Below are 25,458 nucleotides of genomic sequence, written 5' to 3' on the forward strand. Positions count from 1 at the left end.
GAGAACACCGTGATGATCTCCGATACGTCGCTCGCCAGCTCTTCCTCGAAACTGCGGTCCTCACCCTGGTTGATGATCACGACTTCCACTTGTTTCGCCTGGCAAATGGCAAACACCAGTTCGGCACTGAAGCGCAGCAGTCGATCCTGGTGGACAAGGACCAGACGGCCGATGTTCCCGTCGAGGATCTCGCCGAGCAGCTTTTTCAGCCCCTTCTTGTGGTAGTTCATCCCGGAGCCAAGATCGGCGATGATCTCGAACGGCCAGCCTTGCGCAGCGCAGTACAATTCCAGCACCTGCTGCTGTCGCTCGAGGTCTGCTCGTTCATCGTGGCTGGAAACCCGGGCGTAGGCTGCAGTTCTACGTGGCGTGGGGGTCCCGTGGTAGCGCTCCGGGTACGTTGACGCCAGATCATAGCGCCGCTGCCCACCCTCCGTCCTGGCGGGTACGAGCTTGCCGGCAGCTTCCCAGCGTCTCAACGTACTAGCGGAGACCCCCAGTGCTTTCGCGGCAACGGTAACGGGGACGAACTTGCTCATATTGAATATGACTACTCAATGATGAAAAAGTTACATGTGAACTGTTAAAACCCGAATGGCGCTCCCGCGCCGCCGCTCAGCCTTGCGGCAGGCCCGGTTCGGCGCTGCCCAGCTGCCGTTCGGCCTCGATCACCTTGTCCCGCGCTGGCTGGTCCTCCAGCAGGCCGTTCTCGCCCACGATGCGGGCGGTCACCAGCACCACGGTCTCGGTCGAGGAGCCGGTGCGTTCGTTGCTCGAGAACAGCGCCCCGACTCCCGGGACGTCCGACAGCAGCGGAATGCCGATCCGGCGCCGGCCCTCCGACGCCTTGATCAGGCCGCCGATCAGGATGGTCTGGCCATCCTTCGCCACCAACTGGGTGTTGACCTCGGTGGTCTTCTTCGACGGGATCCCGCCCAGCACCGAGCCCGAGCTCACTTCCGGCCGCACCCGCATCACGATGCGGCCCTCGGTGTCGACCGAGGGCAGGATGCGCAGGATGATGCCGGTCTCGAGGAATTCGACCGATTCGCTGGTGACGTTGTTGATGGTGGTGGTCAGGCGGTAGCCCAGCTTGTCGCCGATATTGGTGCTGGCCTCCTGGTGCTCGAGCGTCATCAGCTTGGGCGTGGCCAGGGTGCGCACCCGGCCCTTGTTGCTGAGCGCACTGAGGTAGACCTCGATATTGCGATTGACGTAGTTCAGGAAGAAGTTGGGCGAGCCGCGCGAAGCGAGGCCGCGGGTGCCGAACACGTTGACGTCGTCGGCGCTGAACACGCGGGTCCAGTCGATGCCGAAGTTCTGGTTCTCGTCCAGCGTCACTTCCAGGATCTTCGCTTCGATCATGATCTGCTTGGGCTGACGGTCGATCTCGCGCAGCAGCGCCTCGATGCGCGCCATGCCTTCGACCGTTTCCTCCACCACCACCATGCGCCGCCCCGGCAGCAGGGTCACCTTGCCGTTGCGGCCCACGTGCTTGCCCAGCAGTTCGGCCACCAGCGGCGGCTCCGAATACTCGACCTTCAGCGCGCGCACGATGGTCGGCGCCGGGGGCGTATTGTCGGGCAAGGCGCTGGCCGGGTTGACGATCACATAACCGGTCCCGCGCTGCAGCACCTGGTAGCCGCCCGCCTCCGCCACCGCGTGGATGGCCTGGCGCGGCGTGACGTCGTACAGGCTGACGGCGACGTTGCCCGTCACGCCCTTGCCCAGCATGATGTTGATGCGCTCGCTGCGCGAGATCATCTCGAACAGCTCGGCGATCGGGGTGTCGCGGAAGACGAAGGAAGACAGGGTGCCGGCGTTGGCGCCTGCATTCGCGCCGGACGGCGCGACGGCGGCATCTACGGGAGCCGGGTCGGCCGGTGCGGCGGCTACCCTGCCCGCGAACAGCGCCGCGCAGGCGGCAAGGAGGAGAGGCTTGATCGTGGGATGCATTATTATTGTCTGCCTTCCGGCTCGAGTGACAGGATGCGCTGCACGCCGTCGCGGCGCAGCACGACGCTGCGTTCATGGATCGCGGCGATCCGGTAGTTGCCCATTGCTTCGTCGAGGACGTCGCCGCCGGCCAGGATGCGGCCGTTGATGTTGACCAGCGAGCGCTGCGCATTGAACATGATGGCGCGCAGCTGCAGGACCGGCTCCGGCGCCGGTGCGGGCGCCGCTGCCGCGGCAGCTGCGGCCTGGGCCGCCGCGCGCACCGCATGCGGACGCGCGAAGGGATCGCGCCGGATCGGTTCCGCGTTAGCCGCCACTGGAACCGGGTCGGCGCCAGCAACAGCTGCGGCCGCAGCCATGGCAGCCGCCGCTGCAAGGACCAGGTAAAGCAGGAGGAAGCGCGTCATGGCGCCTCCGCGCGCGGCGTGAACAGCGCGATGCGCGCTTTCAGCTCGACGCGGCCGTCGTCCGCGGTCCCGTCCAGCTTCGAGCCCATGTCGACGCGCAGCACGGCCGCGTTCGGACGCGCGGTCTCGACCGCCGCCAGCCACGCCATCAGGTCCGCATAGCGGCCGCTGGCCTCGGCATCCACGCCGATCTCCTCGAACGCCAGGGTCTGGGCGCCGGCCGCCGGATCGGCACGCAGCAAGGTCACCCGGTGTTCGGCGGCGAGCGCGCTGATGTCGCCGCTCAGGGCCAGCAGCGCCTGCGCCGCGGGCGGCTGCTTGACGCCCAGCCCCAGTTCGGTGCTGAGGGCGGCCACTTCGCCGTCAAGGCTTTTCAGCTGGGCCGCCAGCAGCGCCGCATTCGGCTCCCCGGTTTCGAGGCGGATGCGCTCGGCCTGGGCGGTGCGCAGCGCGGCCAGCGGCGCGCGCAGCGCATGGGTCCAGAGCAGCGCCGCGCCGACCAGCAGCACGCCGGCCAGCAGCAGGTGCAATTGGCGCGCCGGTATCCGCGCCGCCTGCGCGGTCAATTTGTCCATCATGGTTGTCCTCCGGCCGGGCCGAGCGGCCCGGCAATGCTGAATGCGACCGACTGCCCTTCTTCGCCGGTCGCGACGCTGCTCTGCAGGAAGCGCAGGGCGTGCAGCGGCCCGTTGGCTTCGGTACGGTTGAGGAAGGCGCTCAGGGCCGCGTGGTCGAGCGCGCCGCCGCCCATCTCGACCTTGTCGACCAGACGCCAGGCCACGCCCTCCGCCGCCGACGGCGCCGGGCGTGCGCGCAGCACCAGGCCGGGCGCCGATGCGTCCAGGGCAGGCGCGCCTTCGATCCGCTCGAGCGTGCGCGTGAACACCATGCGCTCGAGCCACACGCGCTCGTTGAGCGTCGCGTCGAGCGCATCGGCCAGGCGGCCCAGGGCGCCGACCCCGCGCAGCGCGCCCAGCGCGGCCACGTCCTCGCTCAGCGCGTTCTTGCGCAACTGGGTCACGGCCAGGTGGGTGCGCGCCGCCTCCAGGCGCGCGGTGCTGCCGCGCAGCGCTTCCAGGCGCGGCAGCTCGACCGACAGGCGCCAGTGCAAAAAGGCGCTGGCAGCGGCGCCGGCCAGCAGCACGCCGGCCAGCGCCATGCCGTAGCCGCGCAGCAGCCGGCGCGCACGGCGCGCCTCGCGGTAGCTGCGCGGGATCATGTCGATATTAGCCATTGTCTTCCTCCCGCAAGGCCAGGCCGGCCGCCAGCGCGATGCCGCGGGACAGCTCGGGACCGGCCGCGAAGCCCGGCGCCTGGCCGAAGGCGGCCAGCGGGTCGAGGATCCCGACCGGCAGGTTGACCAGCGCGCCGATGCGCGACTGGATGTCGGCATAGCGCGCCGCGCTGCCGTTCAGGTAGACCCGGCTCAGGGTACTGCCGCGGGTGCGCGAGGCCACGTAGATCTGGGTGCGCACCAGTTCCTCGGCCAGGGCGGCGAATTCCGGGTACAGGATTTCGCGGATGGTGCGGCCGACGTCGCTCGCGCCATCTTGCCCGCCGCCGCCGACGCCGTGCTCGCGCAGCAGCGCCAGCGCGACCTCCGGCGGCAAGGCCAGCGCCTGCGCCAGCTTGCCGACCAGCTGCTCTTCGCCGAACTCGATCTCGCGGTCGAGCATCAGGCGCCGCCCCCAGATCACGGTCAGGTAGCTGCGCGCCTGGCCGAAGTTGATGAGCAGGACCGATTGCTCGTAGTCGTCCTGGTGCATGGCGGCCAGCAGGCGCGCGATCGCGGCCGGGCCGATGTCGAGCGCCACCGGGTCCAGGCCCGCGCCGCACAGGCTGTCGAGGTAGCCCACCACCTTGTCGTGCGGAGCGGCGGCCACCAGCACCTGCTTTTCCGGTCCGGCGTCGGCGGTGCGCACGTGGTAGTAGTCGATCACGTGCTCGGCCGCGCCGTCGCCCAGCTGCTCGCGCGCGGCGCGCGCCACCGCCGCGGCTTCGCCCTGCCCGCCCGCGACCTGGATGGTCAGCGGCAGGATGCGCACGTCGCCCGGCGCCAGCGCCGCCACCACGCGCCGCCCGGCGAAGGGCGCGCTGGCCAGGGCCTGGTCGACGAAGGCGCGCAGCGCGCGCGGGTTGGCTAGCAGCGCGGCGCGTTCGACCGGATAGGGACGCGACACCGCCGCGCGCAGCAGCGGGCCATCGGGGCCAGCTTCCAGCTGCAGCATGTTCAGGCCGTGGGCGGCGAAGTCGACGCCGATCGGCGCGCAAGCGCTGGCGTCGCGCCTGCGGCCCAGCCATGCGCTGAATAGGCGGGAGGGTTGCGGTATCTGCTTCATGCTCACTTCTTGCACAAGGTGTAGTAGCGGACGACTAACTCCGGTTCGTCGCCGCCTTCGAAACTGTCGATACGGGCCTCGGTCACGCCCTGGGACTTGACCAGCATCCCGAATTCCGGCACGCCCGACGCCCAGTCCTGCACCAGCGCGTCGATGCGGATGGTCAGCTCTTCGCTGCTGGTGCGCAGCTGGACGCTGCCCGCGGCCGGCCCGGCGTCGCCGCCCGGCGCCGTCCACGGCGCGGTCCAGCTGACGTTCTTCGGGTCCCACTCGCGCTCGATCGGATGTACGGTGAGCGTGCCGGTGGCGCCCAGCAGCTTGGGCGACGCATCCAGTTCGAGGCGCAGTTCGGCGCGCGCGACCACGCTGTCCTTCAGCTCGGGAATCGGCTTGAAGCGGATCAGGGCATGCGACTTGCCGTCGGCGACGATCAGGTTCGACTGCTTGTCGACGTTGGTCGCGCCGCCGCTGCCGATATAGGTGTCGGCGCTTTTCTCGTCTTCGTCCAGGTCGGCCTCTTTCACGGTGCGCATCTGCACCTCGCGGCTCAGCGCCAGGGTGGCGGGCGTGGCGCCGGCCGTGGCCGCGTCCAGGCTCGCGCTCACGTCCACGCTGACGCCGTTGGGGGCCTTGCCGACCCGGTCGATGGTGACGCGCCCGCCGGGGAAGACGACCGGCGCCGTGTGGCGCTTGGTGCTGCCGCAGCCTTCCTGTTCGTTCTGCCAGCGCGCCAGCGTGACGCCGGCTTCCGCCAGGTAGCGCACGCGTGCGATCTCGTAGTCGGCATCGACGGCGGCGGCGCCCATGCCGCCTTCGCGGGTCATGGAAAACGCCAGCACGCCGACCACCGCCAGGGCCAGCACCACCGGCAGCAGCATGATGCCGTCCTGCATGCGGCGCTTCACCGGATGCTCCCGAGGCGCACCACGCTCGTGGCGTCGGCTTTGGCGTCGCCCCGCGCGAGGCTCAGCGCGACCTGCACCAGCGGCGCGCCGCCGCTGCTGCGGGTGGCGGTGATCGACAGCGACTGCACGGAATCGGCCAGGATGCGCCGCTCCGGCCCCTGCGCCTCGACCAGCCGGCTGGCGCCGTCCACGAAAATCTCGACCGTGTCGAACTTGGTGACGAACAGGTTTTCCGGATTGGTTTTCTGGTCCAGCCCGGGCCACATGGACGATGCCGGGGCCGGCGCCGTGGCAATGTGGTTGGCCACGCGCGCCAGCGCGAAATCGGCTTCGCGCTGCAGGGCCATGGCTTCGCCGGCCAGGGTCGACGCACGGGTCGCCGATTGCAGCATGTCGGTCAGCGCCGCCAGCACCAGCCCCATGATGGCGATGGCGAGCAGCAGCTCGACCAGGGTCAGGCCGGCGTGCTTTTTCATCGCGCCACCAGGGTGGTGAAGGTGTAGCTGCTCTGCGGCGAGGATACGGTCACGTACAGCAGCACCGCTTCGAGGTCTTTCTCGTCGCCCTTCGGATCGAACTGCGGCGTCCCGTTCACCAGGTGCTTGTACTTGCTGATGAAGACCTCGCGCGCCGGACAGGCGGCGTCAAGCGCCTGCGAATAGCTGCTCGCCACGGTACGGCCGAGGGCAGCGTTCCACAGGTTCTGGTAAGGCTCGGCCAGCACGGTTTCCATCGCATTCTTCATGCAGCGCAGTTCCTGCGATCTGGCGGCGGCGATGCGAGAGGCATCGAGGCCGGTCTTGACGGCGTCGGCGGCCGGCACGGCGACGAGCGCCAGCAGGACGACCGCGACCAGGGCCTCGATATAGGAAAACCCGGCATGCCTGTGGCGGAGGATCACGGGCTGACCCGCCCCGTGACCGGCGCCAGCGTCAGGACGCGTTCCTGGTCGCCGCGTCGGATGCGCACCGTGCCAGCTTTCAGCGTCTTGACGTCGGTGGTGCTGACGACGCCGACGGGCGATCCCGCAGGGTCGAAGGTGACCACGTTGGTGGCGCCGATTTTGTCGAATTCGAAGCGGGCTTCGGCCAGCATAACGCCGCGGCCGGCGTTGCCGGCCAGCGACAGCACATAGTCGCGTCGATCGAGCGGGTGAAGCACCTTGACGGTGGTGTCCTCGACGCTGGCGTTCGGCATGCGCAGGCGGTACAGGCGCACGCTCTGGCTTGCCGCATCCAGCTTCACCGCGTGCCACGCGCCGGTGCGCATCGCTTCCCGCTGGGCGAAGCGCAGCGCCTGCGCGACTTCCTGCGCCGCCGCGTCGGCGGCCAGGCCGTTGGCGGGATCGGCGGACGGCACGGCGATGGTCGCCAGCGCCGCCACGATGCCGATCACCGCCAGGGTCTCAAGCAGTGTGACGCCGGCGCACCGGGGGAGGGACAGGCGTCGCACGGTGATGCCAGGACTGGATCAGTGCTCGTAGTACTTGCGCTGGTCGCGCGCAACGTTGGTGCTGTTCATGACCAGCTGGCCAGTGGTGATGTTGAAGCGCCAGCCGCCGGTGGTCGCGGTCGGAATGGCGTTGGCCGCATCATTGACGATGGCGACGGTCGTCGACGGCGTCACTGGCTCGCCAGGGACCGCGCGCAGATAAGGACCATAGACGAAGGCGCCGCCGGCAGGGTTGGTCTTGCACGTCTGACCGGCTGCGTTCGAGTACATAGTGAGCGCTTGAGTAAACGCGATTGCCTGGCTAGCCGCATCGGTGGCGGCCGACGTCCCGGCATCTCCCGCAGGGCAGTTGGTGCCGCCCGACGTCGCCACCGCACCCGGGTACCTGTTGTTGTGCTGCAAGCGATACAACTCGATCGCCGAACGCATCGTATTCAGGTTCGCGTCCAGCGCCGCTTCCTGCGCGTCCGACGAGGTATTCGAGAACTGCGGAATGGCAATCGCCGCCAGGATGGCGATGATGATCACGACGATCAGGAGTTCGATCAGGGTGAAGCCCTTGGCAAGCACGCGGCGGAAGGATGGGTTCATGGTTGTTGTCATCGGTGATTGATCTACGAGGAAATACTTATGCTTAAAGGAAAGTGTACGTTAATTTCGCACAGGGAAAATAGACACAGTCTCAATTTCTGAAAATTGACAATGTTTGTTGTATTAATGCACCGCTCGAGACATTTTGAAGATCGGCAGAATGATCGAAGTAACAATTGTCCCAACTAGTACACCCATCACGAGCAGCATCACGGGCTCGGCCAGTTTGGCCAGCGCGTTCAGCTGGCGCGTCAGGTCGCGCTCGTAGAAATCCGCCACCCGCCCCATCACCCGCCCCAGGGTGCCGGTGGCTTCGCCGGTGTCGATCATCTGCCGCACGCTGGCCGGCACGAAGGGCGCCTGGGCGAAGCCGGCGGCGATGCCCTTCCCCTCCGTCACCTGCACTTCGAGCTCCCCGATGAAGGCCTGGAAGGCGGCGTTCGGCACCACGTTGCGGCAGGCGGACAGGGTCGCCAGGATGGTCACGCCGCGCTCCAGCGACACCCCCATCACACGCAGCAGGCGGGTCAGGTAGATCTTGGCGTAGATGTCGCGCAGCACGGGCAGCCGCAGTTTCAGCCGATCGAGCCGGGCCTGGCTGGCGGGGCGCGCCAGCAGCACCGCAGCCCCGGCGACCAGCGCCAGCATGGTCCCGGCCACCGCCAGCGCATGCTCGGTCAGCGCGGTACTCGCCGCCATCAGCACCTTGGTCGACAGCGGCAGCTGGTCGTAGATCGAGGCGAACAGCACCGCGAACTTGGGAAACACGAAGGCGAGGATGAAGATCACCACCAGCACCGAGACCACGCTCAGGATGGCCGGATAGGTCACGGCCGAGACGATGGTGGAATGCAGGCGCTCCTGCTTCTCGTCCATCTCGACCAGCTGCTCCAGCACCTCGGCCAGGAAACCGCCCTCCTCGCTGGCCGCGATCAGGTTGATGTAGGTGGCCGGGAACAGCTCGGGGTGCTTCAGCAGCGCATCCGAAAAGCGCTGGCCGCCCACGATGTCGTCGCAGACCGCGCCGACGACCGCCTTCAGGTGCGGCTTGTCGCTCTGTTCGTGCAAGGCGCGCAGGGCGTCGTGCAGGGCCACCCCGGTCTCCAGCAGCAGCGCCAGGCGCTCGGTGAACAGCATGCGCTCGGCGGCGCCGATCTTCGGCTTGCCGATGCTGACGCTGGTCCAGGCCGCGGCGCGCGGTGCGCCGGTCGGCGCAGCCGCCACCGCCGCGCCGCCCGATGCTTCATCCCAATCGATCGCCATATCGTGTTCCCGGTCCCTACAGCGAGTTCACGACGCGCGCGATCTCTTCCGGCGTGGTATCGCCTGCGAAGGCGCGGTCCATGCCGTCGGCGTACAAGTCGTGGTGGCCGAGCGCGTTCACGTGCTGCAGCATGGCGTCCTTGCCGGCGTTCGCGATGATCATGCGCTGCAGTTCCGGGCTGATCTCGAGCAGCTCGTAGATGCCCATGCGGCCCTTGTAGCCGGAGTCGTAGCAGGACGGGCAGCCGCGCCCGCGCATCAGTTTCAGGTTGCCCTCGCCGCGCCAGCGGTAGGCCGCCACCGCGGCCGGCGGCGCCAAATAGCCGGTCTTGCAGCCCGGGCAGACGCGGCGCACCAGGCGCTGCGCCATCACGCCGATCAGGGCCGACGACAGCAGGTAGGGCTCCACGCCCATCTCGACCAGGCGCGCCACCGCGCCCAGGGTGTCGTTGGTGTGCAGGGTGGTCAGGACCAGGTGGCCGGTCAGCGCGGCCTGCACCGCGATCTCGGCGGTTTGCCGGTCGCGGATCTCGCCGACCATGATGATGTCCGGGTCCTGGCGCAGCACATGCTTCAGGATCTTCGGGAAGCTCAAGCCGATCGCGTCGTTGACCTGGTTCTGGTTGATGATGTCGAGCTGGTATTCGACCGGGTCCTCGATCGTGACGATGTTCTTCTCGATGCTCTTGAGGTAGCTGATCGCCGCGTACAGGCTGGTGGTCTTGCCGCTGCCGGTCGGGCCGGTGACCAGGATCAGGCCATGGCTGCGGCCCAGCAGGCGCTTGAAGGCGCCGACAGCATGCTCGTTCATGCCGAGCTTGTGCACGTCGAGGATCGACTGGTTCTTGTCGAGCACGCGCAGCACCACCTTTTCGCCGTAGATGCCGGGCAGCGAGGAAAAGCGCAGGTCGACGGTGCGGCCTTGCGTCACCACCTGGATGCGGCCGTCCTGCGGCAGGCGCCGTTCGGCGATGTCGAGATGGGCCATGACCTTCAGGCGCGACACGATGGCCGGGTGCAGTTCGGCGCGCGGCGACATGACTTCGTACAGCACGCCGTCGATGCGCAGGCGGATGCGCGCCTTGTTGCGCGAGATTTCGATGTGGATGTCGCTGGCGCTGTCGCGAATGGCCCGCTGGATCACCGCGTTGACCATATTGACCACCGGGCTGGCGCCGGCCATCTCGTCGATCTGGGTGTAGTCGTCCGGGATCAGGTTGTCGACCACTTCGAGGTCGTCGGCCGCGCTGTGGATGAAGTCCGGCATGGTGCCGCCGTAGGCGTCGTCGCGCACCCGGTTGATGTCGGCCGGCGGCGCCATCACCACCCGCACGCGGCAGCCGGTGCGGGTGCGGATCTCGTCGATGCTGTGGATCGCCTGCGGGTCGGCGGTGGCGACCGTGAGCACGTTGTCGATCACGAACAGGGGAATCACGTTCAGGCGCCGCGCCACCTCGCGCGGCAGCAGGGCCACCGCGGCCGGGTCGTACAGGCCGGCGCGCAGGCCGACGAAAGGCAGGTCGAGCTGTTCGGCCAGCACCCCGTACAGCGCCGCCTCGGACAGCCACTTCTTCTCGACCATGATGTGGCCCATGCGCTTGCCGGTCTGCTCCTGCAGGCGCGCCGCCTCTTCCACCTGGGACGCGGTCACGCTGCCGCGTTCGACCAGGATGTCGCCCAGCTTGGCGCCCGGCGCGGGACGCGGCGGGCGTGGCGCCTGCGGCGGGGCGTCGTACAGCGCCACCTGGCCGGCCACGCCGGAAATATAGAGCACGTCGAGCAGCAGCGGGCTCGGATAGGCCAGCTTGAGCCAGCCGCCCAGCGCCCCCAGCTTGCCGGACAGGCGCGCGATCAGTTCCAGCGCGCGGCCGGACAGCAGCGGCACCTTGCTCAGGTCGACCACCACCGACAGCTGGTGCTGGGCCACGCAGGCCGTCACCGCCGCTTCCAGGGCGGCGACCGCCTCGTCGGCCACCAGCGCCATCGACGGCGCCAGGTAGGTCATCGAGCCGATGCGGCTGCGGGTGACGGCGTTGTCGTTCATGCGGCCACTTGTGCCAACTTCGGTTCGCGCGCGATGTTGAAGCGCGCCAGCCATTCCGGCTCGAGCGCGCACACGGCTTCCAGCACCGCGATGATGGCGGGGTCGAGCTGGGCGCCGGCCACGCGGCGGATCTCGGCCATCGCCACTTCGTGGCTGCGCCCGGCGCGATACGCCCGCGAGCTGGTGATCGAATCGTAGGTGTCGGCCACCGCGATGATGCGCGCCGCCAGCGGGATGTCGGTGCCCTGCAGGCCGTGCGGATAGCCGCTGCCGTCGAACTTTTCCTGGTGGTGGCGCGCGCCCGGCACGGCGCCCTTCAGGCGGTCGATGTGGCGCAGGATCTCGTAGCTGCGCTCCGGGTGCACCTTGATGAAGGTGAATTCGTCGGCCGTCAGGCGCCCCGGCTTGCACAGCACCGCGTCGGGAATGCCGATCTTGCCCACGTCGTGCAGCAGCGAGCCCCAGTACAAATCGTCGGTCTCGCGCTGGCCCAGGCCCATGGCCTTGCCGATCTCCATCGAGATATGGTGCACGCGGTCGGAGTGGCCGCGCGTGTACGGGTCCTTGGCCTCGACCGCCTCGATCAGGGCCGCCGCCATCTGCTCGTTGAATTTGCTGGTCTCGTTGAGCATGCCGTACATGCGCGACAGGCCGGAGAGCTGGTTGGCCAGCAGCTCGCCGAGCTTGCGGTCGCTGTTCGAGAAGTCGGCCTTGTTGTCGTGGTTGACCAGCACCAGGATCGCCACCACCGACTTATTGTGGATCACCGGGCAGCACAGCAGCTTGAACGGCAGGTCGGTGAAGATGTAGGCGCGGCGCGGGTCGTCCTTGTCGTTGATGACGATCGGGCTGCGCGAGGAATGGGCGAAGCGGTACAGGTCGCCGCGCATCTCGACCAGCACCAGGTCGAGGTTGTGGATCGGCTTGCTCAGGTTGGTCGCGTGCACGCACAGGTTCTCGCCCGGCTTGACGAAGGCGGCGACGTCGGCGTCCATCTGCTCGGCCCAGCTGTGCAGCAGGCGCCGGAACAGGTCGGCGCCCGGTTCGATCTGCTGGACCTGGCGGTCGATCGCGTACACCAGATGCAGTTCTTCGTAGCGCTCGGCCAGCTCGATCGCCATGCTGTCGAGTTCACGCCGCATCGCCACTTCGTCGGCGATCGCGGCGGCCACGTCTTCCAGCGCCTCGGCAAGCGCGTCCCAGGCCATCGGCGCCTCGCCGGGCGTGGCCACGCGCAGCGCCAGGTAGCCGAGGGCTGCGGACTTGCCGTGCACCGGGCTGTAGAGCAGCGTCGCATCCGCGCCGTCGTGACGCTGCATGCCGTCGCCGTCGCAGGCCCAGGCGAAGCCGGCGCCGCGCAGCGTGTCGAGCCAGGCACGGAAAGCCGGGTCGGCGCTCCACAGCAGGGCGCCGTCCGGGCCGCAGACGGCCAGGTCGTAACCGGCGCCGGTGACGCGCTGCAGCCAGCGGCCGTGGCGGGCGTAATCGATTTGCGACAGCTGCTCGAGCATCGTGGGTTCCTTAGGCGCCGGCGGCGCTGAAATGTTGGCTGAGGCGGGCCGCCAGCTGGCGCGGGCTGACCGGCTTTTCCAGGAATTCGACGTTGTTCAGTTCCTGCACCCAGCCGCGCTCGGAGGCGGCCGTCATCGAGGTCATCACCAGGATCAGGAAGTCTTCGTCGGGATAGCGTTCGCGCGTGGTGCGGCACAGGGTGCGGCCGTCCATGCCGGCCATCTGGATGTCGCTCACCATCACGTCCGGGCGGCGCGCCGCCATCACGTCCAGCGCCTCGTTGCCGTCGTTGGCGCACAGGACCGCGAAGCCTTCGCGTTCCAGCATCAGGCGCAGCACGCGCACCACGTGCGCCTCGTCGTCCACGATCAGGACGACCTTCTTATTGTTATTGTTCATAATACGTTGGCGCCTTCGACGAGCTCGGGCATCTTCTTCAGGTGGATCGAAAACACGCTGCCCCGTCCGAGTTCGCTCTTGAGCGTCAGGCGGCCGTGGTGCAGCTCGATGATCTGGTTGGCCAGGTACAGCCCCAGGCCGTGGCCGCCGCGCTGCGCCGGGCCGGTCTCGCGCACGCGGTAAAATTTTTCCAGCACGCGCGCCTGGTCTTCCGGCGCCATGCCGATGCCGCTGTCGCGCACACTGATGACGACATCGGTATCGTCTTCCTGCGCCGACAGGGTCACGCTGCCGCCGGCGGCGTTGTACTTGATGGCGTTGTTCAGCAGGTTGTTCAGCGAGATGCGGAACATGTCCTTGTCGATCGCCACCGCGCCGATATCGCGCGGCACGTCCAGGGTCAAGGCGATGCCGGCGGCGTCGGCGCGCGTGGCCGCCTGCTGGTAGGCGTCGCGCAGCAGCTCGTCGAGCTTCACGCGGTGGCGCTCGGGGCGCATATTGCCCATTTCGAGCTTGCTGACGTTGAGCAGGTTGTTCACGAGGGACGTCATGCGCTCGACCTCGTCGCGGATCACATTGATCGCTTCCACGCGCAGGGTCGGGTCGTCGCCGGCGTCTTCCAGCATCTCGCCATACATGCCGATGACGTTCAGCGGCGACTTCAGTTCGTGCGAGACGTGGGCGACGAAGTCGTTGCCGGCCTGGCGCGCCAGGTGCTCGCGGGTGGCGTCGTGCAGCACCACCAGCGTGCCGAAGGCATTGGCGCCGCCCTCGCCGCCGAGCGGCTGGGCGGTGGCCCAGATGCGCTTGTCCGCCACCTGCGCCGGGGTGAATTCGACTGTCGCCGGACGCCGGGTATCGAGGCCGGTATTGCGAAAGCGCGCCAGCATGGCGGCCAGTTCCGGGTCGCGGCACCAGGCCTGGACCGGCTGCGTCAGGACCTCGTCCACCGTCATGCCCAGCAGGTGTTCGACCTTGCCGCTGGCGAAGGTGACTTCGCCGGCCGGATCGAGCACGATCAGGCCGTCGGGCAGGCTTTGCAGCACGGCCTGCATCTTGTTGCTGCCGTATTCGAGCAGGCGGCCCTGGGCCAGGTTGGCCACCGCGGTCTGCTCCAGCTCGCGGATGCGCACCGTGGCCGCATCGAGGTAGCGGTGCAGTTTGTTCACCAGGCTGCGCACGTCGTGGGTCGGGTCGAGCGCCGGCGCCGGGGTCTGGGCAGATGCCGGCTGGTTCGCGGCGATGGTGCGCAACTGCTCGCCCAGGGCCGCCAGCGGCGCCATCTCGCGCTTGATGATCAGGTGGATCAGCGGCACCAGCAGGAACACGGCGAGCGCGATCAGGCCATAGAACGGCAGGTCGCGCCGGCTCAGCAAGGACTCGGGCTGGAAGTAGCCGATGCGCACCTGCAGCAGGCGCCCGTCGCTGCTGGGGAGGGGGCCGAAGAATTCACGGATACTGCGCGCATTCTCGGTCGACGCCACCACCCGCTCGGCGAAACCCGACAGGGCCGGATGTGGCGCCGCGCCCGGCACCAGCACGCCGGGGCTGACCACCTCGGCGAGGTTGCCCTGCCCGGCCGCGCTGATGGCGGCGTAGGCGAAGTCGGGGCTGTCGCGGTAGGCGAAGATCGAATTCAGGATGCCCGGACCGTTCTCGGGCGGCGCCAGGGTCGCCACCGGCAGCGCGACCAGTGAGCGCAGCATGCCCAGGCCCTGGATGCGCACGTGCTCGACCTGCGCCGCATGCTGGCGCTGCAGCAGCAGGCCGAGGATCAGCGCAATGATCGTCATGGACGAGACGATGAGGACGATGCCGAGCCGGTTGTTTTTCATTCTTTGTTCTAATAATGGAGAAACGTGCGCTGGATCAGCACAAAGAGCCAGCGAAGTCGGCATGCGTCAGGAACTATAGATGAATAATTTCCTGAGAACAAAGAACATTCTACATAGATATTGCGAATTGTGAATTCTAGTGTCGTACATGCAATATTTTGCCGCGCGGATGCGACAGATGGAGATCCTGCCCCGGTTTATGACGAAAAACCGGGGCGGGAACGAAGGCAGGTTTATTTATAGAGGACGCCCGGCAGCCACATGCCGATCGCCGGGAAGGTGTACAGCAGGACGATCCCCAGCATCTGCAAGCCCATGAAGGGCAGCATGCCGAGGAAGATCTGGTTCAGGGTGACGTGCGGCGGCGCCACGCCCTTCAGGTAGAAGGCCGACATCGCCACCGGCGGCGACAGGAAGGCGGTCTGCAGGTTCATCGCCACCAGCAGGCCGAAGAACAGCGGGTCGATATGAAAGTGCGGCAGCAGCGGCACGAAGATCGGCATGAAGATCACGATGATCTCGGTCCACTCCAGCGGCCAGCCGAGGAGAAAGATGATCACCTGCGCCAGCAGCATGAATTCGACCGGCGTCAGGTTCATCCCGAGCACCCAGCTGTTGATGATCTCCTGCCCGCCCAGCAGGGCGAAAGCGGCCGAGAAGATGCTCGAGCCGACGAACAGCCAGCACACCATGGCGGTGGTCTTGGTGCTCAGGTGGGCCGACTCGCGCAGCAGCTTGAAGTTGAACCGGCGGTAGGCGATCGCCAGCAGCAGGCCGCCGAAGGCGCCCATCGCCGCCGCCTCGGTCGGCGTGGCCAGGCCGAACACGATGCTGCCCAGGACCGCCAGGATCAACAGCGCCAGCGGGAACAGGGAGCCGAGCAGCATCTTGAAGATTTCCAGGCGCGCGAAATCGAAGAACAGGTAGAAGGCGCCGAGCAGGACCACGCCGGCCGCCAGCACGATCCAGTACGTCTTCGACGCGGGCCGCGCCACCGGCTCCACCACCGGCGCCGGGGCCGTCGCCGCCGCTGCCGGCTGCGCGCTTGCCGGCGCCGTGGCGGATGGCGGCGCGCCCTCCACCGGCGGCTCCTCCAATCCTCCCTCGACCGGCGGCTCTTCCAGTCCGCCCGACACGCTGCTGGCGAAGGTGTCGGCGTCCTGCTGGGCTCCCATCTCGACCAGTTCCGTCCGCGGCGCCTCTGGCGCCGTGACGAGCCGGTAGCTCACGCCCATGACGGCGGCAAAGGCCAGCGCCGGCAGCAGCGCGACGAACAGCTGGGTCCTGGCGGTGCGCCGGTGCTCCGGCACGCGCAGCGCGCCCACCAGGCCCGCGACGGCCGTCCGGCGCTGCAGGTCCGGGATCGCCTGGGTATAGGCCGGCAGCGCCACCACCCGTTCGACCAGCGGCAGCGGCGGCGCCATCGACGGCTTGAGCTTGGCGATGATCAGCACGTAGCCGACGTAGAGCCCGGCCAGCATGATCCCCGGGAACAGGGCGCCCGCATACAGCTTGACCACCGAGACCCCGGCCGTGGCGCCGTAGACGATCAAGAGCACGGAAGGTGGAATCAGGATGCCCAGGCAGCCGCCCGCCGTGATGCAGCCGGCCGACAGTTGAGTGCTGTAACCCGCCTTGAGCATCGCCGGCAGCGCCAGCAGGCCCATGAGCGTGACCACCGCGCCGACGATGCCGGTGGCGGTGGCGAAGATGGCGCAGGTGACGATGGTGGCCACCGCCAGCGAGCCGGGCACGCCGGCCATCGCCAGGTGCAGGCTCTTGAACAGGCGCTCGATCAGGTTGGCGCGCTCCACCAGGTAGCCCATGAAGATGAACAGCGGGATCGAGATCAGGACGTCGTTCGCCATCACCGAGTAGGCCCGCTGCACCATCAGGTCGAGGGTCAGCTGCACCGCCTGGTCCGGGTCGGCGCTGTGGAAGGCGAACCAGGCGAACAGCACGCCCATGCCCATCAGGGTGAAGGCGGTGGGAAAGCCGAGCATGATGGCGACCACCACCAGCGCCAGCATCAATAGGCCCAGGTGGCCGTTGCTCATGTCGCCTGGTGCCGGCATCAGGATGAACAGGCCGATCACGATCGCGACCAGGATCGACAGGCCGAACCAGATTTCCTTTCTCATCGCGCCTCCTCCGCATTCACCTGCGCCTTGAGCTTGTCGACGTCGACTTCCTCGACGTCGGCCTCGCGCGGCGGCCAGGCGCCGTCGCGCAGGCAGGCGATGCAGCGCACGATCTCGACCAGTCCCTGCAGCAGGAGCAGCGCGCCGGACAGCGGGATCACCATCTTGAAGGGGTACAGCGGCGGGCCGTTGGCGGTGAGCGTGGAATGCTCGCGGATCGCGAACGATTCGGCGGCATAGGTATACCCTGCCCATACCAGCGCCACCACGCCGGGGATGAAGAAGACGAAGTACAGGATCAGGTCCAGGCCGGCCTGCAGGCGCGGCGGGAAGAAGCTGTACAGGACGTCGCCGCGCACGTGGCCGTTCTTGGCCAGGGTATAGGCGCCGGCCGTCATGAAGGCGGCGCCGTACATCATGATCATCAGGTCGAAGGCCCAGGGATTGGGCGTGTTCAGGGCGTAGCGCGCGAACACTTCCCAGCTGATGAGGAAGGTGAGCGCCACGATCAGCCAGGAAAAGGCCTGGCCGACCAGGCTGCTGACGCGGTCGACGAAAAGGAGAATGCTCTGCATGGGGGCTCCGGTCGCGATGAGTGGCCGGTCCGCTGCCGGAAGGACCGCCACCCTCAAGACCGTCGCCCCGGCGAAGGCCGGGGTCCAAGTTGCTTGCGTATCGGTAGCGCAGGCAGAAATTGGGCTCCGGCCCGCGCCGGAGCGACGGTTTATCGGCGAGCGGTGCGATCGGGCGGACGTAGTGTCGATGCTAGTTACGCCTTCGTCGGCGGCGCCTTGCGGCCGAAGTAGTGGTTGTACGCCATCCGCCGCGGATTGTTGGTGTCCATGTCCCACTTCACCGCCCGCTCCGCGAACGCCCGCATCGACGCTTCCACCTTGCGGAACAGCGGATTGTCCGCCCCCTTCTTCTTGACCACCTCGTCCCACACCGCCAGCTGCGCCTGCAGCAGCGCGTCCGGGGTCTTGTAGAACTTGACCCCGTTGGCCGACTGCAGCTCGCGGTAGTCCTTCGAATAGCGGTCGACCGCCTTCCACGACATGTCGGACGACGCCGCCTCCACCGCGTTCTCGATGATCGCCTTCATCTTCTGCGGCAGCGCGTTGTACTTGGTCTTGTTGAAGGTGATCTCGAACTGCTCGGAGCTCTGGTGGAAGCTTTGCAGCATGCAGATCTTCGACACGTCCGGAAAGCCCAGCACCCGGTCCGAGCTGGCGTTGTTGAATTCCGCGCCGTCGAGCAGGCCCCGGTCCATGGCCGGCACGATCTCCCCGGCCGGCAGCGCGTTCACCGCCGCGCCCATGGCCGTGAACATGTCGATGGCGAGGCCGTTGGTGCGGAACTTCAGGCCCTTCAGGTCTTCGCGCCGGGTGATGGCCTTCTTGAACCAGCCGAGCGGCTGGGTCGGCATCGGGCCGGTGAGGAAGGAGACCACGTTGGCGCCGATCCCGTTGTACAGCTCCGCCAGCAGCTCCTTGCCGCCGCCGTACTTGTGCCAGGCCAGCACCATGTTCGCATCCATGCCGTAGGCCGGGCCCGAGGTCCACAGCGCGATCGCGCTCTGCTTGCCGTAGTTGTAGCCCATCACGCCATGGCCGCCATCGAGCGTGCCCTTGGAGACCGCGTCCAGCAGGCCGAAGGCGGGCACCACGGCGCCGGCCGGCAGCACCTCGATCTTCAGTTCGCCGCCGGTCATGTCGTTGACCTTCTTCGCGAAATCCAGCGCGTACTCGTGGAAGATGTCCTTGCTCGGCCAGGTGCTCTGGAAGCGCATTTGCTTTGGCGTCTGGGCGACGGCGACCATCGGGACGGCCAGCGCGCTGCCGGCGGCGGCGCCCAGGAACTTCCTGCGGGTGGATTGCTTCGACTCCTTGCTTCCCTTCTTCATCGTCTGTCTCCTGTGTCGTTGAGTGAGTGAAAAATTCCGCCATGGCTGCGTTGCCTCGTCTCGCCGTACTTACGTACTGTCTTCGACTCGGCGCCTTGCCCTGGCGGTTTTTTCACACACTCGTTGTGTGGAACTGCACTGCGGATGAGATGCATGGGTGGATCGGTGAGCGCGGGGACTGGCTGACGGCGGGCTACCTCCTTGGAGATTTGCTATGTACGTACGCGAGCATCGGCGCGTTTTTGCGCGGTGTCAAGATGCAACTAGCGGTGGCTGGCGGCGTGTAAGCACATGGCACAAGTTTTGCTTTGAAGAAAGGGTTTTTCTTATGCAAACATCATGAACCACGAACCCGAGAACCCGCTGGTGGAGACCTTCCTGGCCTACATGCCGGATGTGATGCGGCGCCAGGCGGCGCTGCACGAACTGCACCAGAGCTGGCGCCTGATCGAGGCGTCCGCAAAAATGAACTGCCCCGCCGAAGCCCGCCTGCTGCTGCCCGCGGTGCAGGCCACCCGCACCGATCTGGTGCAGCTGGAGCGCGACCTGGTCGCCAACATGGTCCACGAACGGGTGGCCCAGGTGCTGGGCGAAGCCGCCACGCGCGCCCAGTACGCGCTCGACCTCCTGGTGCGCAACCTGTTCGAGCGCACCGCCGACGTCGGCTTCCTCGCGGCCGATCTCGACCTGTGCCGCTTCGTCGCCGGCGAGACGCCGGACCGCACTGTCGCCGAACGCCGCCTCGGCGCCTATCGCGACAAGTACACGGTCTACGACGATATCCTGCTGCTTGCTCCCGACGGCGCGGTGCTGGCGCAGGCCGATACTGCGGGACGGATCGACGTCAGCCACGATCCGCTGGTCGCCGCCACCCTGGCGGCCCCCGGCTACCTCGAAACCTTCCGCGCCAGCGACCTGCGGCCCGGCCAGGCGCGCGCCCTGCTCTATTCGCAGGCCATGCGCGCACCCGATGGCGGCGCGCCGATCGGCGTGCTGGTGCTGAGCTTTCGCTTCGAGCACGAGCTCGCTGCGATCTTCCGGGCCTACGGCGACCCGGACGGCCGCGCCAACATGCTGCTGCTCGACGCCGACGACCGCGTCGTCAGCAGCGCCGATCCGCTGTGGGTCGCGCCAGGCGTGCGGGTGCCGGTGCAGCTCGCGGGCAGCACGCGCATGTTCGCGGGCCGCGAATACCTGGTCAGCACCTTCGCTTCCAGTGGCTACCAGGGCTATCCCGGCCCGGCCGGCTGGAAGACCCAGGTCATGGCGCCGCTCGACCTGGCCTTCCGCGGCAGCCGCGACGCCTTCGAGGTCGCGCCCGGCATGCTGCAAGGCCTGCTCTCGCACGCCCACACCTTCAACCCGGCGCTGCACGCCCTGATGTCCTCGGTGCTGGGCGCCACCCAGGCGATCAAGCGCATCGTCTGGAACGGCAAGATCACGGGCAGCCTGGCCGTCGCCAACGAAATCCATGACAACAACCGCGACAACAGCCGCCTGAACCCCGTGCTCGACCAGATCACCGAGACCGGCGAGCGCAGCGACACCGCCTTCTCGCAATCGATCGAGGGCCTGTACCAGACCGTGCTGGCCTCGAGCCTGCAGGCCGCCGCCTTCACCGCCCAGCTGCTGGTCGACATGCTCGACCGCAGCCTGTACGAGCGCGCCAACGATTGCCGCTGGTGGGCGCTGGCCGGCCAGCTGCGCCAGGCGCTGGCGGGCGGCGGCGAAGAGGAACAGGCGGGGCTCAAGGACCTGCTCGACCACATCAACGGCCTGTACACCGTGTACAGCCGCATTGTCGTCTACGACCGCGCCGGCAGGATCGTGGCCAGCACCGGCGCGCAGGACATCGTCGGCAGCCACATCGCCGGCGACACCCTGCGCGCCGTGGCCGGCCTGCGCAGCGAGATGGACCATTACGTCGAGCCCTTCGGCGCGTCGAACCTCTATGACGGCCGCCCGACCTTCATCTACCACGCGGCGATCCGCCATCCCGAGCGCGAAGCGAGCGTCGTCGGCGGTATCGGCATCGTGTTCGACAGCGCCGTCGAGCTGCGCAATATGCTGGAGAGCGGCGTGGCAGGCCGCGCCAATATGCACGCATTCCTGGTAAGCCCGGACGGCCGGGTGCTGTGCGGCACAGACTCCCACCGGCCCGCCGGCGCCATCCTGCCGCTCGCGCGCGAACTGTTCGACACGGCGGTGGAACACGGCCGCGCGGCCCGCATCGTGACGCACGGCGGCCAGTACTGCGTCGCCGCCTGTGCGCGCGCCGATGGCTATCGCGAGTTCCGTTCGACGCCGGGGCGCGAGCAGCCGGTGCTGTCGGTGCTGCTGCAATCCTTCGGCCCCGAGCGCTCGCCGGCCGAGCTGGCGGCGCAGGGCGGCCAGGTGCGGGTGCGCACGGCGCACGAGCACGGACGCGACTACGCCCTGTTCCACGCCGGCGGCGCACTCATGGCGCTCGATGCCGCCGCGGTGGTCGAGGCCGTGCCGGCTGCGCGCGTGAAGCGCACGCCCGGCTCCGGCGGCGCGCGCATCGGCGTGCTCGACGTCGACGCGGACAAGGGGCGCCGCCCTTTCGTCTGGGTGTTCGACCTGGCCGCCCTGCTCGCGCAGCGCGCCGCGGCGCCGCGCCTTGACGGCCAGGTAATCCTGGTGCGCCACGCCGCGGCGACCGTCGGGCTGCTGGTGGACGACGTGCATTCGGTGCAGCGCTTCGCTCCCGAGGCGTCGAGTCCGACCGGCCTGGGCGAGGCCGGCCTGTGCACGGGGCTGATCCAGGCCAACGGCGGCGAGCTGCTGATCCAGGAGCTCAGCGCCGGGCGCCTCCTGCAGGCGGTGCAGGCGATGGCGTAGCCGGCCGGGGCGCACGGGGGCGGCGCGTCACAAATCGCGGCTGACAAGCGCGGGCGGCGCGCGTACACTGCTGCGACTGCCTGTCACATGACGCCCGGCGATTGGTATTTCCTGGCGGCATCTTAACAGGCTACTACTTCCAACGTAGTCGATATGGACAGCAGCGACGCCGACAACCACCCCCTTCCGACTTCCGCCCTAGCGACAGCCTTCCTGGCCTTGCGCGAAGCGGTGCTGGCGCAGTGGTCGGCGCGCGTCATGGCCGGGATCCCGTCCGCGCAGCGCCTCGGCGCGCCGGCGCTGGCCGCCGCCATGCCCCTGCTCTACGACCATATCGCGCATGCGCTGCAGGCGGGCGCGCCAGGCGCCTTCGCCGCCGCCCGCGAACAGGCCACGCTGTCCGACTACGGCCCGGACGAACTGATTCACGAGCTGCAGATCTTCCGCGATGTCCTGTTCGCCGCCGCCGGCGCACGCGGCCTGGCCCTGAGCAAGCGCGATGCGGAGCTGATCGGGCGCTCGATCGAGGACGCCGAACGCGACGCCATCCACGGCTACGACGCGGTCGGCCGCCAGGCCAAGGAAACCTTCATCGCCGCCCTGTCGCACGACCTGCGCAATCCCCTGCACGTGGCCAGCGCATCGGCCCAGCTGATCCAGCTGAAGACGAGCGACCCCGGCATCACCAACCTGGCCAAGCGCATCAGCGCCAAGCTGGCCGAGACCGACGCCATGATCCAGAGCCTGCTGGACGCCGCCGTCTCGGAGGCCAGGCAGAAACTGACCTTGCAGCTGGCGCAGGTCGACATCATGGCGCTGATCGAGGAAGTGTGCGGCGACCTGCCCATGGTCGGGCAGCGGGTCCGGGTCGAAGGCGACGCCGTGAAGGGCTGGTGGTGCCGCGGCTCGCTCAAGCGCGTGCTCGAGAACCTGGTGTCGAATGCGCGCAAGTACGGCGACAGCGCGCAGGCGATCACGGTGACGGTCAGCCAGGCCGACGGCAGCATGCTGCTGGCGGTCCACAACGAAGGCCGGCCGATTCCGGCCGCCGACCTGCGGCGCATGTGCCGCGGCTTCCAGCGCATCGAAGACGTGCGGGTCAAGGGCTGGGAGCTGGGCCTGCCCTATGTGCAGGCGGTGGCGGAGAGCCACGGCGGCAGCCTCGCCGTGGACAGCGCGGAGGGACGCGGCACCACCTTCACGGTGAAGGTGCCGGTCGATGCGCGTCCCCATGTGGGCAGCTAGATCAGCCCGAGCGTCAGGCCCTTCAGCGTGGCCGCCGTGCGCGTCGAGCATTCCAGCTTGCGGAAGATGCTCTCGACGTGGGTGCGCACGGTCGAGGGGCTGATCCCCAGCGCGCGCGCGACTTCCTTGTTGCTCTCGCCAAGGCTCAGGCGCCGCAGCACCGCCGTCTCGCGTTCGGACAGCAGCTTCCTGTGCTGCGCCACCGGCCTGGCCGCTTCATACGCGCTGCCTTCCGCGGCGGCGGCCACCATCTCCACCGCCTGGACGTCGAAGCGTCCGGCGGCCGCTTCCTGCGCCAGGATGCGCGCCGCCTCGGATGCTTCGCAGGCCACGCGCCAGGGACGCGGCATGCGCAGGGCCGCGTAGGCGGAGGCCGCCCCGAGGATCCGCTGCGCCATGGTCAGCGTGCCGGCGTCGAGGTCGCGGTGGTAGCCGCTGCCGTCCAGGCGTTCGTAGGCGTGCGAGGCCAGCGTGGCCTCCAGCCGCAGCGAAGGGATCTGTACCCCGGCGCGCGCCGTCCAGTAAGGCACCAGCCGCACCTTTTCCCAGTCGGCGCCTCCGAGCTTGCCGGGACGTTGCCAGACCGCGTTCGGCACCGCGGCGCGGCCGATGCCGTGGATCAGGGCGGCGCGGCCCAGGCAAGCCTGCTGCGCCTCCGGCAGCCCGGCCAGCGCCGCGGCGCGTTCGGCCAGGCCCGCCACCCGGCGCGAGTAGCCCAGCAGCCAGGGAAGCTTCAGCTCGATCATGTCGGCCACGATGCTCAAGGGGACGCGCTCGCGCAGGGCCGGAACCTGCGCCGGACAGGGCGGCGCCTCCAGCGCGGCCAGCCACGCTCCGGCATGCGCCGCCAGCAGGCGCGCCAGCGCGGCCGGATATGTTTTATCCGCGCGCGCGCCGATCATGCGCAGCGCCTCCTCGATGCCATGGGCGCGCGCCAGCACTTCCAGGTCGCTGGCCAGGTTGGTGTAGTAGACCAGGCGCGGAATGTCCGCATCCGTCAGGCGCTCCGGCATGCCGCCGCCGTCGTAGTGCTCCCAGACGCGCCGCAGACCGGTCTCGACCTCGATCGGCAGACCCATGGCCTGGGCGATGGCGCCGGAGACCTCGCAGTGGATGCGCGCCAGCGGCGCCACGCTGGTGAAGCTCATCCTGGTCCCCTGCGGCAGGGTCTGGGTCAGCATCGCGTCGCGCCCGGCGACGTCGTCCCCCAGCAGGGCCGTGAAGCCGCTGGCATTGGCGGTGCAGCCGGACCAGCGCAGCAAGGTCACCAGCCGCACGTGGGCGCAGGCGCCGGCCGGCGCGCCGTCCTGCAGCGCCAGGCGCTCGGCCAGGATCGCCGTCCGGATCGACTGGTCGGTGGGCTGGCCCATGCTCAGGTCGCCTACCATGGCCAGCACTTGCACGGCTTCTTCGACGGTGACGGTGTGGTCTGGATGCATTGCTGAACTGTAGAGCAGAAGCGCAGGTGGATCAACAGGCCGCTGTGAGACCGTCGCACCGGCGCAGGCCGGCGCCCAAGTTTGCGCTGCCAGGACGCTTGCCAACTTGGGTTCCGGCCTGCGCCGGAACGACGCCGATTGGCGTCGATGGCTCAGATGCGGTGCGCGGCCCTGATCAGGTCCGCCGCCCGCTCGCCGATCACCACGCACGGCGCCATCGTGTTCCCCGTCGTGATGCGCGGCATGATCGAGGCGTCCGCGATGCGCAGCCGGTCGACGCCGTAGACCCGCAGCCGCGCGTCCACCACCGACATCGCATCGCGTCCCATCTTCGCGGTGCAGGACTGGTGCCAGTAGGTGACGGCGCCGTTGCGGATGTACTGCTCCATCGCTTCCCGTCCGAGCTTGCCCGGCATGCGCTCGCCCTTCACCAGTCGGCCGAAGGCGGGGGCGTTGCCCAGTTCGCGGCACAGCGCGACGTTGGCCAGGGCCGCGCGCATGTCGTCGGGGTCGGACAGGGTATTGGCGCGGATGATCATGGCGTCCTTCGCATCGGGCCCGGACAGCAGCAACTCTCCGCGGCTCTTCGGCTGCGCCAGGCCCGCGAACATGGTCCAGCCGTGTTCCGGCACGCCGCGCGCCGCGTTCTCCGCGCTCGGCACCGGGAACTCGACCTGGCAATGCAGCATGTCGGGCGCATCGAGGCGCGGGTCGCTCTTCCAGTACAGCGTCGCCTCCGAACCGCCGCTGCCGACCTGCTGCGGCGCGGCGTATTCCCAGATGCAGTCGAACGAGATGCTCGAGCCGCCGCCCAGCACCTTGCCCATGTTCATGGGGATGGCGCGGCCGTTCAGGTGCGGGTTCGGTTCCGCCATGAAGGCCCAGTCGCGCTCCGTGCCGAGGTTGAGCGGCCACTGCGCGGGTTCGCGCACGCTCGCCACATCGTCGCGGCCGCCGGCTTCCAGCAGCAGGACCTGGACCTCGGGGTTCTCGGCCAGGCGTGCCGCGACGACGGAGCCGGCAGACCCGGCGCCGCAGACGATGAAGTCATAGTGGCTGCGCAGCGCGGCGCGGCGCGCGGCCTGGTTGCGGCGGACGGCGTGCGCGACATCGGGGGCGTCGTGGTGGAGTGTGTTCATGGTCGGATACCTCGTGGATGGGGACT

Annotated in this window: 23 protein-coding genes; 2 read left to right on the top strand and 21 right to left on the bottom strand. The window is 68.4% G+C overall.

Annotated features, from left to right (window positions below; genetic code table 11):
• From LQ564_RS22835 to LQ564_RS22925, 19 genes are all read right to left on the bottom strand, one after another.
• Positions 1-539 (bottom strand): IS607 family transposase (locus tag LQ564_RS22835; RefSeq protein WP_231060419.1); only part of this gene is annotated, 539 nt, incomplete at its 3' end.
• Between the two features lie 76 nt (positions 540-615).
• Positions 616-1,956 (bottom strand): type II secretion system protein GspD, encoded by a 1,341-nt coding sequence (locus LQ564_RS22840; protein ID WP_231060420.1) that lies wholly within the window; start codon positions 1,954-1,956, stop codon positions 616-618.
• Positions 1,957-1,958: 2 nt separating this feature from the next.
• Entirely contained in the window at positions 1,959-2,363 is a 405-nt protein-coding gene (locus tag LQ564_RS22845) for a hypothetical protein (RefSeq protein ID WP_231060421.1), read from the bottom strand.
• Positions 2,360-2,941: a GspMb/PilO family protein gene (locus LQ564_RS22850; protein ID WP_231060422.1), complete on the bottom strand. Its 582-nt coding sequence runs from the start codon at positions 2,939-2,941 to the stop codon at positions 2,360-2,362. The genes LQ564_RS22845 and LQ564_RS22850 overlap by 4 nt, the downstream gene beginning before the upstream one ends.
• Positions 2,938-3,597 (bottom strand): hypothetical protein, encoded by a 660-nt coding sequence (locus LQ564_RS22855; RefSeq protein WP_231060423.1) that lies wholly within the window; start codon positions 3,595-3,597, stop codon positions 2,938-2,940. Before LQ564_RS22855 ends, LQ564_RS22850 begins: the two co-directional genes overlap by 4 nt.
• Positions 3,590-4,702: a pilus assembly protein PilM gene (pilM, locus tag LQ564_RS22860; protein ID WP_231060424.1), complete on the bottom strand. Its 1,113-nt coding sequence runs from the start codon at positions 4,700-4,702 to the stop codon at positions 3,590-3,592. The genes LQ564_RS22855 and pilM overlap by 8 nt, the downstream gene beginning before the upstream one ends.
• A gap of 2 nt (positions 4,703-4,704) precedes the next feature.
• Positions 4,705-5,607: a DNRLRE domain-containing protein gene (locus LQ564_RS25975; RefSeq protein ID WP_231060425.1), complete on the bottom strand. Its 903-nt coding sequence runs from the start codon at positions 5,605-5,607 to the stop codon at positions 4,705-4,707.
• On the bottom strand, positions 5,604-6,083 hold the full coding sequence (locus LQ564_RS22870) for a type II secretion system protein (RefSeq protein WP_231060426.1): 480 nt from the start codon (positions 6,081-6,083) through the stop codon (positions 5,604-5,606). Before LQ564_RS22870 ends, LQ564_RS25975 begins: the two co-directional genes overlap by 4 nt.
• On the bottom strand, positions 6,080-6,508 hold the full coding sequence (locus tag LQ564_RS22875) for a hypothetical protein (RefSeq protein ID WP_231060427.1): 429 nt from the start codon (positions 6,506-6,508) through the stop codon (positions 6,080-6,082). The genes LQ564_RS22870 and LQ564_RS22875 overlap by 4 nt, the downstream gene beginning before the upstream one ends.
• A complete protein-coding gene (locus tag LQ564_RS22880; protein WP_231060428.1) occupies positions 6,505-7,059 on the bottom strand; it encodes a pilus assembly FimT family protein in 555 nt (184 codons plus the stop codon). The genes LQ564_RS22875 and LQ564_RS22880 overlap by 4 nt, the downstream gene beginning before the upstream one ends.
• An 18-nt stretch (positions 7,060-7,077) precedes the next feature.
• A complete protein-coding gene (locus LQ564_RS22885) occupies positions 7,078-7,650 on the bottom strand; it encodes a prepilin-type N-terminal cleavage/methylation domain-containing protein (RefSeq protein ID WP_231060429.1) in 573 nt (190 codons plus the stop codon).
• Positions 7,651-7,773: 123 nt separating this feature from the next.
• The gene (locus LQ564_RS22890) at positions 7,774-8,913 is read right to left on the bottom strand and encodes a type II secretion system F family protein (RefSeq protein ID WP_231060430.1); all 1,140 of its coding nucleotides are present in this window, start codon (positions 8,911-8,913) and stop codon (positions 7,774-7,776) included.
• Between the two features lie 16 nt (positions 8,914-8,929).
• Positions 8,930-10,957 (bottom strand): GspE/PulE family protein, encoded by a 2,028-nt coding sequence (locus LQ564_RS22895; protein WP_231060431.1) that lies wholly within the window; start codon positions 10,955-10,957, stop codon positions 8,930-8,932.
• Positions 10,954-12,468: an HD domain-containing phosphohydrolase gene (locus tag LQ564_RS22900; protein ID WP_231060432.1), complete on the bottom strand. Its 1,515-nt coding sequence runs from the start codon at positions 12,466-12,468 to the stop codon at positions 10,954-10,956. The genes LQ564_RS22895 and LQ564_RS22900 overlap by 4 nt, the downstream gene beginning before the upstream one ends.
• Before the next feature lie 10 nt (positions 12,469-12,478).
• Complete coding sequence (locus tag LQ564_RS22905) at positions 12,479-12,868, bottom strand: response regulator (RefSeq protein ID WP_231060433.1); 390 nt, start codon at positions 12,866-12,868, stop codon at positions 12,479-12,481.
• A complete protein-coding gene (locus tag LQ564_RS22910) occupies positions 12,865-14,703 on the bottom strand; it encodes a sensor histidine kinase (protein ID WP_231060434.1) in 1,839 nt (612 codons plus the stop codon). Before LQ564_RS22910 ends, LQ564_RS22905 begins: the two co-directional genes overlap by 4 nt.
• A gap of 233 nt (positions 14,704-14,936) precedes the next feature.
• Positions 14,937-16,844, bottom strand: coding sequence for a TRAP transporter large permease (locus tag LQ564_RS22915; RefSeq protein WP_231060435.1), 1,908 nt, complete (start codon positions 16,842-16,844; stop codon positions 14,937-14,939).
• Positions 16,841-17,419 (bottom strand): TRAP transporter small permease subunit, encoded by a 579-nt coding sequence (locus LQ564_RS22920; RefSeq protein ID WP_231060436.1) that lies wholly within the window; start codon positions 17,417-17,419, stop codon positions 16,841-16,843. Before LQ564_RS22920 ends, LQ564_RS22915 begins: the two co-directional genes overlap by 4 nt.
• 194 nt (positions 17,420-17,613) lie before the next feature.
• On the bottom strand, positions 17,614-18,747 hold the full coding sequence (locus LQ564_RS22925; RefSeq protein WP_231060437.1) for a TRAP transporter substrate-binding protein: 1,134 nt from the start codon (positions 18,745-18,747) through the stop codon (positions 17,614-17,616).
• A gap of 339 nt (positions 18,748-19,086) precedes the next feature.
• On the opposite strand from LQ564_RS22925, the gene LQ564_RS22930 reads away from it, so the two are divergent.
• The gene (locus LQ564_RS22930) at positions 19,087-21,609 is read left to right on the top strand and encodes a chemotaxis protein CheW (protein ID WP_231060438.1); all 2,523 of its coding nucleotides are present in this window, start codon (positions 19,087-19,089) and stop codon (positions 21,607-21,609) included.
• Positions 21,610-21,762: 153 nt separating this feature from the next.
• Positions 21,763-22,854: a sensor histidine kinase gene (locus LQ564_RS22935; RefSeq protein ID WP_231060439.1), complete on the top strand. Its 1,092-nt coding sequence runs from the start codon at positions 21,763-21,765 to the stop codon at positions 22,852-22,854.
• On the opposite strand, the gene LQ564_RS22940 is transcribed toward LQ564_RS22935, so the two are convergent.
• On the bottom strand, positions 22,851-24,293 hold the full coding sequence (locus LQ564_RS22940) for an HD domain-containing phosphohydrolase (protein ID WP_231060440.1): 1,443 nt from the start codon (positions 24,291-24,293) through the stop codon (positions 22,851-22,853). The two genes, LQ564_RS22935 and LQ564_RS22940, sit on opposite strands and share 4 nt — an antisense overlap.
• 152 nt (positions 24,294-24,445) lie before the next feature.
• A complete protein-coding gene (locus LQ564_RS22945) occupies positions 24,446-25,432 on the bottom strand; it encodes a GMC oxidoreductase (protein ID WP_231060441.1) in 987 nt (328 codons plus the stop codon).
• Positions 25,433-25,458 lie beyond the last annotated feature (26 nt).

This window comes from Massilia phyllostachyos, assembly GCF_021044825.1.
Classification (GTDB): Bacteria; Pseudomonadota; Gammaproteobacteria; order Burkholderiales; family Burkholderiaceae_D; genus Telluria; species Telluria phyllostachyos.